At 34.9% G+C, this 11883-nt stretch carries 14 protein-coding genes; 6 read left to right on the plus strand and 8 right to left on the minus strand.

Translation table 11 applies throughout. The annotated features are described in order from the left end of the window. The first annotated feature begins 21 nt into the window (after positions 1 to 21). Positions 22 to 501 carry a ribonuclease E activity regulator RraA gene (rraA, locus tag ABZA65_RS07755; RefSeq protein WP_373072358.1) on the plus strand — a complete coding sequence of 160 codons (480 nt, stop codon included), beginning with the start codon at positions 22 to 24 and terminating at the stop codon, positions 499 to 501. On the opposite strand, the gene pyk is transcribed toward rraA, so the two are convergent. From pyk to rpmH, 8 genes are read right to left on the minus strand one after another with little or no spacing between them, the layout of a single operon-like run. Continuing rightward, positions 479 to 1939, minus strand: a complete 1461-nt coding sequence (gene pyk / locus ABZA65_RS07760; protein WP_373072360.1) for a pyruvate kinase — start codon at positions 1937 to 1939, stop codon at positions 479 to 481. The genes rraA and pyk overlap by 23 nt on opposite strands. 38 nt (positions 1940 to 1977) lie before the next feature. After that, complete coding sequence (ruvX, locus tag ABZA65_RS07765; protein ID WP_373072362.1) at positions 1978 to 2370, minus strand: Holliday junction resolvase RuvX; 393 nt, start codon at positions 2368 to 2370, stop codon at positions 1978 to 1980. Continuing rightward, the gene (gene mnmE, locus ABZA65_RS07770; RefSeq protein WP_373072364.1) at positions 2371 to 3720 is read right to left on the minus strand and encodes a tRNA uridine-5-carboxymethylaminomethyl(34) synthesis GTPase MnmE; all 1350 of its coding nucleotides are present in this window, start codon (positions 3718 to 3720) and stop codon (positions 2371 to 2373) included. Then, on the minus strand, positions 3701 to 4591 hold the full coding sequence (locus tag ABZA65_RS07775; protein ID WP_373072366.1) for a Jag N-terminal domain-containing protein: 891 nt from the start codon (positions 4589 to 4591) through the stop codon (positions 3701 to 3703). Before ABZA65_RS07775 ends, mnmE begins: the two co-directional genes overlap by 20 nt. Then, complete coding sequence (gene yidC, locus ABZA65_RS07780; protein WP_373072368.1) at positions 4584 to 6212, minus strand: membrane protein insertase YidC; 1629 nt, start codon at positions 6210 to 6212, stop codon at positions 4584 to 4586. The genes ABZA65_RS07775 and yidC overlap by 8 nt, the downstream gene beginning before the upstream one ends. Before the next feature lie 8 nt (positions 6213 to 6220). Then, on the minus strand, positions 6221 to 6547 hold the full coding sequence (yidD, locus tag ABZA65_RS07785) for a membrane protein insertion efficiency factor YidD (RefSeq protein WP_373072370.1): 327 nt from the start codon (positions 6545 to 6547) through the stop codon (positions 6221 to 6223). Further along, complete coding sequence (rnpA, locus tag ABZA65_RS07790; protein WP_373072526.1) at positions 6528 to 6866, minus strand: ribonuclease P protein component; 339 nt, start codon at positions 6864 to 6866, stop codon at positions 6528 to 6530. Before rnpA ends, yidD begins: the two co-directional genes overlap by 20 nt. After that, positions 6854 to 6988: a 50S ribosomal protein L34 gene (rpmH, locus tag ABZA65_RS07795; RefSeq protein ID WP_152306527.1), complete on the minus strand. Its 135-nt coding sequence runs from the start codon at positions 6986 to 6988 to the stop codon at positions 6854 to 6856. The genes rnpA and rpmH overlap by 13 nt, the downstream gene beginning before the upstream one ends. A 142-nt stretch (positions 6989 to 7130) precedes the next feature. Between rpmH and ABZA65_RS07800 the strand changes: the two genes are divergently transcribed. From ABZA65_RS07800 to ABZA65_RS07820, 5 genes are all read left to right on the plus strand, one after another. Next, positions 7131 to 7991 carry a hypothetical protein gene (locus tag ABZA65_RS07800; protein ID WP_373072373.1) on the plus strand — a complete coding sequence of 287 codons (861 nt, stop codon included), beginning with the start codon at positions 7131 to 7133 and terminating at the stop codon, positions 7989 to 7991. Positions 7992 to 8054: 63 nt separating this feature from the next. After that, a complete protein-coding gene (locus ABZA65_RS07805; protein ID WP_373072375.1) occupies positions 8055 to 8981 on the plus strand; it encodes a ribose-phosphate pyrophosphokinase in 927 nt (308 codons plus the stop codon). Between the two features lie 10 nt (positions 8982 to 8991). Then, complete coding sequence (lepA, locus tag ABZA65_RS07810) at positions 8992 to 10782, plus strand: translation elongation factor 4 (protein ID WP_373072377.1); 1791 nt, start codon at positions 8992 to 8994, stop codon at positions 10780 to 10782. 1 nt (position 10783) lies between these two features. Continuing rightward, positions 10784 to 11350, plus strand: a complete 567-nt coding sequence (locus ABZA65_RS07815; RefSeq protein ID WP_373072379.1) for a ComF family protein — start codon at positions 10784 to 10786, stop codon at positions 11348 to 11350. A gap of 73 nt (positions 11351 to 11423) precedes the next feature. Continuing rightward, positions 11424 to 11876 (plus strand): hypothetical protein, encoded by a 453-nt coding sequence (locus ABZA65_RS07820; protein ID WP_373072381.1) that lies wholly within the window; start codon positions 11424 to 11426, stop codon positions 11874 to 11876. Positions 11877 to 11883: the final 7 nt, after the last annotated feature.

Genomic DNA, 11883 nt, shown 5'->3' on the forward strand with positions numbered 1-11883 from the left:
TTTTTTGACAAGGCAAGATATATGGACTTTTTTACAGCAGACATTTGTGACGAACATTTTGACAAAGTTATAACACTGAATCCGGATTTTAAAAACTATGGCGGTGCACTTAAATGTAAAGGTGAAGTTATAACGGTTAAACTAGATAAAAACAACTCTGAACTGGTAAAGCTTCTTCGTGATGAAGACGGAACAGGTAAAGTTGTAGTTGTAGATGTTAGAGAAGACTATTATGCCGTAGTTGGTGAAAACCTTATGAAATTTGCACATAAAAACAACTATGCAGGGATCATTGTTAACGGATACGTACGTGATACTTACCAAATTAAAGATATTCCTGTTGCACTTTATGCACTTGGGACATGCCCACACAAATACATACCTACAACCGAAGGTGAGCGTGATGTACGCGTAACATTCGGCGGTGCAAGTTTTGAAACTGGCGTTTACGTATATGCCGATATGGACGGCATAATAGTTACGGGCGGTCCTTTAGTTTAAGCTCTTTAAAGAACATCATTTCGCGTTCGCGAAGCAGTCTTATTATGTTGGTTGATCCCTGAACACCTACAGGATCACCGGCTGTTAAGATATAGCTTTTATCAAGTTGCAGAACTCCTCTGTCAATCCCTTGATTCATAACTTCACTCATCATCTGTCCAAGTGAAGCTTCTTTTACCAAAAATGCAGGTACAACACCCCAAGATATAGTTAAGAACCTTGAAGTTTTCAAAGAGTGAGAAACAGCATATATATCACGTTTTGGTTTATAACGAGAGAGTTTTCTGGCAGATTGTCCTGATGCTGTTATGGCTACCATTCCCCATGCATCTACATCTTTACACAGACTAACTGCAGCAGAGTTTATACTGTCAGTTGCATCTTTAATGGCAAACTTTTTTACCTTGTCAAAAGGGTAAACTTTCTCAGCACCTTGAATAGTCTGAACCATAGTCTTAACAGCTAATACAGGATTGTGTCCTACAGCACTCTCCTCACTTAACATTACAGCATCGGTGCCATCCAGCACCGCATTTGCAATGTCGCTGATCTCAGCGCGAGTTGCCCTTTCTTTTTCAGTCATTGAAAGAAGCATTTGGGTAGCTGTAATAACAGGTTTTGAAGCTTCATTTGCTTTTTTGATCAGCATCTTTTGGGTTGCAGGCACTTCAAAAAACGGTATCTCGATCCCCAAGTCACCGCGAGCTACCATTATACCGTCACTGTATTCTAAGATCTCGTCTATATTCTCAACTGCATCAAACTTTTCTATCTTTGCAAATAGCTGTACATTATCTTTATGACCTACTATCAGGTTTCTAACCTGTTTCATATCATCAGCAGACTGAACAAAAGATATGGCCATGAAGTCTACACCGTTCTCTATGCCCCATGCTATATCTTTTTTGTCTTTGTCTGTTATGATGTTTATTCCCAAAGTAGTGTTTGGAAAGTTTATACCTTTTTTAGATGAAAGTATCCCTGCATTTTCAACTTGAACACATACTTTTTCATCTGTTGTTTCTACAACTTTTGTTCTTATCATCCCATCATATAGGTATATGTATTCACCTACATTTAAAAGTTTTAGAACTTTAGGCTCTGAGATAGATGCGCGGTATAAGCCTTCACTTACATGTATACCCTCTATAGCTTCATAAACAAACTCTATAATGTCGTTTTCTTTGAGATGAAAAGGACGCTCAAGATGTCCTACTCTTATTTTAGGTCCACTGATATCTTGCAGTATGCCGATAATTAAGCCTGTTTGCCTTTCAGCCTCGCGGATTCTCTCTAATATCTCTTTGTGGTGTTCATGTGATCCGTGTGAAAAATTTAAACGAAATACATTCACACCTGCACGAATCAGTTCTATAATGTTTTCTAGTGAATCACAAGCAGGGCCTATTGTAGCTACAATTTTAGTTCTTTTTTTCATAGTTGAATTCCTTTGAAAGCTAACATCAATTATACTACTTATTTGTTACTAGTAAGATACCTTTGCAGTATTATCATTGCAGATATTGAATCTATACGGCCATCTTTTAGGTGCTTCATTTCACCCTTGATCAGATCTTCTGCTTCAAGTGATGAGGAAGCTTCATCTTGGTAAAAGACATCACCTTCAAAATTTACCAGACTCATAAAATGCGCTACACGGCGACGCATCTCATCTTCACTACTTCCACCCATAGGAATGCCGATCACAACTGCATCTACTTCCCACTCTTTTATAGCTTTTTTTACTTCATCACTTGCTTGATTGCGGTTTTTTCTAATGATCGCAGGAAGAGGAGTTACAATGTCTTTGTGAGCAGAATATGCAAGTCCGATTCTTTTAAGACCTAAGTCAATAGCTAAATATTTCAATTATTTTCCTAGGCAAAAAGAGCCGAACATCTTATCAAGCATCTCATCATTCTCAAAAGGACGAGTGATACTTGCCATCTCTTTTACGGCTTCGTTTAGATGAAAAGAGAAAATTTCAAGCTCTTGATCTTCAAGTGGCATAAATGCGTCATCTATATTTTGTAGAGTATTTTCAACAGCAGAGATCTGACGATGAGAAATAAGCATCATCTCATCAGAAGAGTTTGTAGTATCCATATGATTCTCTAAAAGCTCTATCAAGCCTTCAACACCGCTTTTAGTATTTAGTTCTAGATCAAAATTCACTCTATCTTGTGGAAACTTAGTTTCTAGATCTATCTTGTTTTTAACATAGATAACTTTTTTGTTTTGTGAGTGTTCATCGATAAGTTTTAATATAGATTCATCTTCTACGTCTATCTCACGTGAGTTATCAAAAAGTGCTACTACAATGTCACTAGACTCAATGGCTGCTAAACTTCTCTCAATACCGATTCTCTCTATCTCATCGTCGGCTTCACGAATTCCGGCCGTATCTACTATACGGATTAAGTGTGAGCCTATTTTTAACTGCTCTTCTACAGTATCGCGAGTAGTACCTGCTATATCACTTACAATTGCACGCTCATATGCAAGAAGTGAATTTAAAAGTGAACTTTTACCGACATTTGGTTTTCCCACTATTGCCACGCGGAAACCTTGCATAAGTCCCTCACGGCTTTTACTAGCACTAAGTGTTTTTGAGAGTGAAGCTTTTAAACCTTCTAATTTAGTTTTGATCTGCTCTATCAGATCTTCAGGCAAGTCTTCCTCTGCATAGTCAATGCTAACTTCAGAGTATGCAAGTATATGTATGATCTCATCACGAATCTCTTCAATATACTCTTTTAGTGAGCCCTTCATCTGTTTAGCCAGTATCTTTGCCGCATCTTCACTCTTTGCTTCGATCAGCTGTGCTATAGCTTCTGCTTCACTCAGATCGATTCGACCGTTAAAAAATGCTCGCTTTGAAAACTCACCTGCTTCTGCAAGTCTTGCTCCGCTAGCTAATACAGCTTTTAAAATAGACTGAGCTACTATAAAACCGCCGTGACACTGAATCTCGATAACATCTTCTGCAGTAAATGAAAAAGGTGCTTTAAAATATATAACAACTGATTCATCTATTAATTCATCATCTTGATTATATACATTTGTAAGTGTTGCGTATCTTGGTTTAAAGTCTTTTTTGTGTGTAAGTTTTTTAGCGATGCTCAAAGCTTCATCACCGCTGATGCGGATGATGGCTATTGAGCCTATACCGTTTGCCGTAGCTATGGCAGTTATTGTATCAGTTGTTGTGGTAGTCATTTATAATGATATATTTTAATCCATCACGAGTTGTGCGTATAGCTACATATTTATCAGGGTATGAATTGCGCAGTTCTTTAAGAGCTATTTGCACAAGAACACCATCAAGTATCTTAGTTTGAGCTCTACCGTCACGATCAACATTTTCATGTACGCCCTCTAAGTAACGAGTAATTGATTCTTCCTGGTTCTTTAAAAATTCTGCAATCTCTAAACGAAGACCTACTTGATATTTTGAGTTTATCCAGTTGAAAATCATATATGAAAGAGCTTTATATCTGTAACCCTCTTTACCGATTAAAAGTGCTGCATCAGTACCTGTAAACTCTATAAGAAGTGTATTTTCATCATAAGCACTAACATCGATCTCATCTATATCAAAACATATATTTTTAAAAAGCTTGTTTATATCTTCTTTTACTTCTGAAACAATCTCGTTGATCTCCATAGTTTGAACATCTTCCATAGTTTCGTTGATGATCTCTTCATAAGCCTCTTCATCTATCTCATCGTCAATGTAGTCTTCGTCATAATAAGTATCATTATAATCTTCATCTTGTGTACTAACAAAAGACTCAGGCATAATTGTGTCGTTGTAAACACTTTGAGAGCTTGTTTTATCTAAAGATTCTTCTTTAGACTGTTTTTTCTTTTGTTTGATTTTTTCTTTTTTAGTAGTTTCTTGCGGGTTTGAAGACTCACTTTGAATCTCTTTAGCTGCAACGATAATTGCAGGTTTTTTAAATAGTCCAAGTAAACCCTTAGAGGGTACTTGGACAACTTCTATTTTTAATTGAGTAACAGAACATTCTAACTTTGTAGCCGCTTGTGAATAAGCTTCCTCAAGCGTTAATGCTTCTATTTTAATCATCTTTTTTTGCCTTATGTTTGTGAGCAGCTATCTCTGCGTCTTTAGCATTAGCCATCTGCTGATTTACAATAAATTGTTGTGCTATAGAAAATAAGTTATTTACAAACCAATATAGTACCAGACCTGAAGGGAATGTCAAGAAAAAGAACGTAAATATAATCGGTAAAAATTTCATAACTTTTTCTTGTAATGGATCTGTAAAGTTTGTAGGTGTCAGTTTTTGCTGATAATACATAGATGCACCCATAAGGATCGGTAGTATAAATGTACCATCCATACGTGAAAGATCATCTATCCATAAAGCCCACTCTGCACCTTGAAGCTCAACCGCATTCAAAAGTACACGGTAAATCGCAAAGAAAACAGGAATTTGAAGAAGCATAGGTAAACAACCACCTAGAGGGTTAGCACCTTTTTTCTTGTAAAAATCCATAACAGCAGCATTCATACGTTGAGGATCACCTTTATATTTTGCTTGTATCTCTTTAACTTGCGGTGCTATCTCTTTTAGCTTAGCCATAGACACCATACCTTTGTAAGTTAGAGGGTAAAGTACAATTCTTACTAAAATAGTAAGTGCGATGATAGACCAACCCCAGTTTCCAAAGATTCCGTGTAACCATGAAAGTAGTGAGAAAAGAGGCTTAGCTGCAAATGTAAACCAACCGTACTCAATAGCATTAGTAAGCATCGGGTCAATATTTTTAAGAGTTTTAAACTCTTTTTGACCTATATAACCGTTGAAACTCATATTTTGAAGTGCATCAAAATAAACTACAGGATTATCATCACGATCACGCTCTACAATGATATTAGTATCTTTAGCAAAACCATACATAATAGTTGCAGAGTACTGATCAAATGCAGAGATCAGTTTTACATCCGTAAAGTTTTTACGCCCTTCTGCATCACCGTCTTCTACAATAGTAACTAAGTCATCAGCAGTATATACCATAGCACCGTGAACAGTCATCATATTCTCAGTTAACTGAGGTCTTTGACCAAGATAGATATAGTGTCTTTTATCTTGTGAAAGATTTACGTTGATGTCATAATGACCATCAGCATAAAAAGTGATCTCTTTTGTAACTGTTAAACTTGATAGTTTTTGAGTAAGAGTAACTTTTTGAGCTGCTTCATCTGTAAGTTTAATCTCGGATACAGATGAAGTGTATGGTGTTTGCATAGCTTCATTGTTTAAAGCTTCATCTACAAACCTAACATATAGAGGTTTAACACCAAAAGCAGGAATAATTTGAGCATGCTTCCCGTCTGCATCGTTAAACTTTTCTTGTAAAAGCTCCATAGATGCGATACGCCCCAGTGTATCTATTTTTAAAATAAACTCATCATTTGAAACTGTAAGTATATTACTAGACTCAGCCGATGCCATTTTATCTTGCTTACTTATTTCATGCCCTGCCGGATTTTGGCTTGTTTGAATTGTAGAAACTTCTTTACTAGAACTAACTTGTTGCCCTGCTGCTGATTTTACTGTTGCATTAGCTTCAAGCGAATCTGGATTTTTTGGTGGAAATATTGCTGTATACCCTACGAAAAAAATAACTGATAACAGTACAGCACTCATCAGTCTTTGATTTGGAGTCATGTTGTCGAACATAATTTATCTTATCCCTTATATGAAAAATTTTTTATAATGTAAAAACGACGGTTCTTTTTATTTGGAACCAACCAATATTTTATAGATTCAATCCCCATTTTTTTGGGCTTTAAATGCAGCTTGTTTAACTCTGGGTATTCGATGCCGCCCTCAAAAAGTTGATTACACCTTAGTATTCTAGTAAAAGTGTTATAAAAAGCACTTAAAATTGAATTATTTTCGAAATTTATTCTCGCATATTCGCTACAGCTTGGATAATACCGACAACTTCCATACCCAATTAGGGTAAAAAACTTCTGGTAAATCCATAAAATCTTAAGTAAAACACTTCGCACGAGACAATACTTTTTCGAAATCTTTTTCTAGATTTTGGGCTTGAATTTGAGATGTAGATGATTTAGCTACAAAAACATAGTAGCCATCTTTAAGTGTAGATGAGTATTTAACAAAAAGAGACCTAAGTCTTCTTTTGCTGCGATTTCGCACTACAGCATTACCAATTTTTTTGGTAGCTGTAAAGCCTATCTTTTTTTCGCCCTCTTTTTTGAGGTAAAAAAGTACAACAGAATCCGAGTGTGTACCTTTTGATTTTCTATAAACAAACTGAAACTCACGATGTTGCTTCAGTAAGTTAAATCCGCCTAAACTGACAATCTTTTACGACCTTTAGCACGACGACGGCTTAATACGTTACGACCATTTTTAGTTGCCATACGACTTCTGAAACCGTGTGTACGCTTTCTTGGCGTATTATGAGGTTGGTATGTTCTTTTCATGCCATATCCTTATTTAAAATTAAGTCCGAAATAATACATAAAAATTACTTAAACAGCGGTTAATATAAAAATTAAGTTATTTATAGCTATAAAATATGGCATGCTTTATGCTACAAATTTACTAAATTAAAGGTTTAATTATATGAAAAAAATCATTTTATCATTTATTTTGATTGTAAACTGGATATCTTTACAAGCGCAAACTACAAATACTCTAACTGCTCCGTTTATGAGTTATACGAAACACTATAATGATGAACAAACAACTACTAATAAAAGATCTGAATACAACTTAGGTTTATATTCTAAAATAAAAAATAATAAACATTCTTTTGATCTTTTACTAGATTACGGAAATATCAAATATTACGATAATTCAAATATTAAAAATTTAGATTTAGCTGTTTTATACAGATATAAATTAGATGACACTTTAACTATAAATAGTTCGATTAATTATCTGTTTAGTTCAAAAAGTGATTATGATCAAATCTTTGCCGTATTAGCAGGTTTAGAAAAAAACACGGATATTTTTCAACTTGGTGCCAATATATCTTATTCTAAATATAACAGTGCATCTCTGGCTAAATTTACAAACCAATTTACTCCATATTTAGGTTTTTACTTTGGTGATTATAACTCTCTGATGGGAACTTTCTTGGCTAAAGTAACATATGACTTTATAACACTCCACTCTGGAGACAGTAGTCTTAAAGAGGAATACTCTGCTCATTCTTTAAGCTTAAAAAATTCAAATGGAAATTTTGACACGACTATAGAGCTATGGTTTGGAGAAAGTATATATGCTCTTAGAAATTACGGTTTAACAAATCACTTTTTAAAAGATCTTTATAAAGATGCTCTTATAGTTTCTACAAAATATAAAATTTCAGATTCTGTATCTGTTAAATTATCTTATTTAAAAAGATCATATATAGCCAGCGGTGAGACGGAAAACTCCACTTTGAAAAGTTACCTGATATCAACTTATTTTAGATTTTAACAAAACAATCAGCACTTTTTTTATATAATTGCGAAATTATTTATCCATAAAAAGGAAAAACCAATGCGTGGTTATAAGATTTTTGCTGGTAGTGCCAGTGTAGATTTTGCGAAAGAGATTTGTCAAATTTTAGATGTACCTTTGGCAAATGCTGATGTTAAAAAATTTAGTGATGGTGAGATCTCCGTTCAAATTGCTGAAAGTGTTCGTGGTCGTGATGTATTTATTGTTCAATCAACAGGTGCGCCATCAAATGACAACTTAATGGAATTACTAATTATGACTGATGCTCTTCGTCGCTCATCAGCTTCAAGCATTACTGCTGTTGTTCCTTACTACGGTTATGCAAGACAAGATCGTAAAGCAGCTCCAAGAGTTCCAATCACTGCTAAACTTGTAGCAGATATGTATGAAACAGCTGGAATTGACAGAGTTGTAACAATCGATCTACACGCAGGTCAAATTCAAGGATTTTTTGATATCCCTGTTGATAATCTATACGGTTCAATCACATTTGAGCAATATATAAAAAGCAAAAATCTTAAAAATCCGATCATCGCTTCTCCAGACATCGGTGGCGTAGCTAGGGCTAGATACTTTGCTAAACGTCTTGGTTTAGATATGGTTATTGTTGATAAGCGTCGTGAAAAAGCAAATGAAAGTGAAGTTATGAATATCATCGGTAATGTAGAAGGTTACGATGTAATCATGATCGATGATATGGTTGATACTGCGGGGACTATGGTAAAAGCTGCTTCTGCACTTAAAAACAAAGGTGCAACTTCTGTTATGGCATGTGCTACTCACGGTGTGCTAAGCGGTAAAGCTTATCAGAATCTAGAAAACGGTGAGTTAGACGAGCTTATAATTACTAACACATTAACAACTAAACCACACGATAAAATAAATGTACTAACAGTAGCTCCACTATTTGCTGAAGTTATTCGCCGTGTATACCATAATGAAAGTGTAAATTCACTTTTTTCATAAGAGGACATACTTGAAAAATATTAGAAACTTTTCAATCATTGCACATATCGATCACGGTAAATCGACACTAGCAGATAGAATTATCCAAGAGTGTGGATCTGTAACCGAGCGTGAGCTTGGAAGTCAGATGATGGACACAATGGATATTGAACAAGAGCGTGGAATTACAATTAAGGCTCAATCAGTTCGCCTAAACTATGTAAAAGACGGCGAGCCTTATATACTTAATCTTATAGACACTCCGGGCCACGTTGATTTCTCTTATGAGGTTAGTAAATCGTTAGCTTCAAGTGACGGTGCTCTTTTAATTGTCGATGCTGCTCAAGGTGTTGAAGCTCAAACTATAGCTAATGTTTATTTGGCACTTGATAACAACTTAGAACTTATCCCTGTTATAAACAAGATCGATCTACCTGCTGCTGAGCCTGAGAAAGTAGCTGAAGAGATAGAGGAAGCTATTGGTATTGATGCTACAGATGCAGTTTTAACTTCTGCAAAAGCAGGGATTGGAATTCGTGAGCTTTTAGATGCTATCGTAGATAGAATCCCTGCACCTGTTGGTAACCCTGATGATACTACAAAAGCTATTATATATGATAGCTGGTTTGATGCATATCTTGGTGCCTTAGCACTTGTACGTGTGTTTGACGGTGAGATAAAAAAAGGTCAGATGGTTAAGCTTATGAGTAACAACGAGCAACACCAAGTACTTGACTTGATGTACCCTCACCCACTTCATAAGATAAAAACTGATTCTATAAAAAGCGGTGAAATCGGTATAGTAGTACTTGGTCTTAAGGATGTTGGTGCCGTAAATGTAGGTGATACTATTACAGATGCAAAAAATCCATGTGCTGAACCTGTAGGTAATTACGAACCTGCAAAACCTTTCGTATTTGCCGGATTATATCCAATAGATACAGACAGATTTGAAGAGTTACGTGATGCACTAGACAAGCTTAGACTAAACGATTCATCACTATCTTACGAGCCAGAGACGTCTATTGCACTTGGGTTTGGTTTCCGTGTAGGTTTCTTAGGGATGCTTCATATGGAAGTTATCAAAGAGAGACTAGAACGTGAGTTTCATATTGATCTAATAGCTACTGCACCATCGGTTATATACCATGTATATCTTACAAACGGTGAGATGGTATATGTTCAAAACCCATCTGAGCTTCCTGAAGTTCAAAAGATAGAGCGTATTGAAGAGCCTTATGTAAAAGCCACAGTAATTACACCTGCAGAATACCTTGGAAATATTATGACGCTTCTTATCAACAAGCGCGGTATCCAAGATAAGATGACTTATCTAAATGAAGAGCGTGTAATGCTTGAATACTCTATACCTATGAATGAGATAGTAGTTGATTTTTACGATACTCTAAAATCTATCTCAAAAGGTTATGCGTCTTTTGATTATGAGCCTACTGATTTTAAAGAGGGTGACCTTGTAAAACTAGATGTTAAAGTTGCAGGTGATGTTGTAGATGCATTAAGTGTAATCGTACCTCGCTCATCTGCACTTTCTCGCGGACGTGTACTTGTTAAAAACATGAAAGAGCTTATTCCACGTCAACTGTTTGAAGTTGCTGTTCAGGCTTCTTTAGGTAACCAAGTAATTGCTCGTGAGACTGTAAAATCTATGGGTAAAAATGTTACCGCAAAATGTTACGGTGGTGATATTACACGTAAGCGTAAACTTTTAGAGAAACAAAAAGCCGGTAAGAAACGTATGAAGTCTATCGGTAAAGTACAGCTTCCTCAGGAAGCGTTTATGTCTGTTTTAAAAATGGACTAACATGAGATGTATGTTGTGTGAGAGCTTATCTTTCACACACATATGTAACTCCTGCCAAAATAACTTTCTAAAACCACGAATCTACAAAAGAAAAATCAACAACACAGAAGTAATATCTTTTTATAAATATGAAGAGATTAAAGATCTTTTACATACTAAACATACTGATTTGGGATACCATATATATAATATACTGGCGCGAAACTCATTTAAAAAATTTGCAGATGAGTTTTATACAAAAGAGAAGTATAACTCTATAGCAATTGATGATCACACACGAAACGGTTACTCCCATACATCAATATTGAATAATGCATTAAGTTCTAATAATATTAAACCTCATCATAATAAACTGCTCGCTCAAAACAAAGTTACATACTCAGGTAAAACAAAAGCTTTTCGTTTAAACAACCCAAGAGATTTTCGCTATAAAAACAATAATCTAAATAATATTATTCTAGTAGATGATATAGTAACAACAGGAACAACTATAAATGAAGCTATCAAACTTGTAGGAAATGAAAACATAGCTTTTTGCATGTGTCTTGTTGATATTTCTAAAAAATAATTCAATTAAATAGTTGATGAAATAGTAGACAAACCTGTAATTAGCAAGTAATAATTTTTAGTTATAATTACGAATGGTTAAATTATTTATATTTCTTATTATGATTTTCACTTATACCAATGCTAGTGCTAAACTTACTTACAAAGACAGTATTAATTTAGTACATTCCATACAATCATATGGTATAGAATATGGTGAAGGGAAACAAAACGTATATGTGTTTGTTGATCCTCTCTGTCCTTACTCTAGAAAATTTATCTCGATGATAAGTTCTAAACCAAAGATGTTAGAAAAATATAAATATACAATCTATCTTTATGAGATACCTCGTCTTCATTCAACAGATACAATAGCCTCTATTTATAATGCAAAAGAGCCGATTAACTTGCTTTTAGAAGTTATGCTTAAAGACAAAAAAACATTAATTGAACCAACTAAAAAAACAGAAACTACAGTAAATGCTATAACAAATGTTGCTCAAAAACTTCATATCAAAAAACGTCCATTTATAATTGTAGAAAAATAGGAATATA

Origin of the sequence: Sulfurimonas sp. (assembly GCF_041583195.1) — a bacterium.
Classification (GTDB): domain Bacteria; phylum Campylobacterota; class Campylobacteria; order Campylobacterales; family Sulfurimonadaceae; genus Sulfurimonas.

Coding starts and splice junctions, on each gene's coding strand:
- rraA (WP_373072358.1), top strand. CDS start 22: ATGGACTTTTTTACAGCAGACATTTGTGACGAACATTTTGACAAAGTT.
- mnmE (WP_373072364.1), bottom strand. CDS start 3,720: ATGACTACCACAACAACTGATACAATAACTGCCATAGCTACGGCAAAC.
- rpmH (WP_152306527.1), bottom strand. CDS start 6,988: ATGAAAAGAACATACCAACCTCATAATACGCCAAGAAAGCGTACACAC.
- pyk (WP_373072360.1), bottom strand. CDS start 1,939: ATGAAAAAAAGAACTAAAATTGTAGCTACAATAGGCCCTGCTTGTGAT.
- yidC (WP_373072368.1), bottom strand. CDS start 6,212: ATGTTCGACAACATGACTCCAAATCAAAGACTGATGAGTGCTGTACTG.
- ABZA65_RS07775 (WP_373072366.1), bottom strand. CDS start 4,591: ATGATTAAAATAGAAGCATTAACGCTTGAGGAAGCTTATTCACAAGCG.
- ABZA65_RS07820 (WP_373072381.1), top strand. CDS start 11,424: ATGGTTAAATTATTTATATTTCTTATTATGATTTTCACTTATACCAAT.
- ABZA65_RS07815 (WP_373072379.1), top strand. CDS start 10,784: ATGAGATGTATGTTGTGTGAGAGCTTATCTTTCACACACATATGTAAC.
- ABZA65_RS07800 (WP_373072373.1), top strand. CDS start 7,131: ATGAAAAAAATCATTTTATCATTTATTTTGATTGTAAACTGGATATCT.
- ABZA65_RS07805 (WP_373072375.1), top strand. CDS start 8,055: ATGCGTGGTTATAAGATTTTTGCTGGTAGTGCCAGTGTAGATTTTGCG.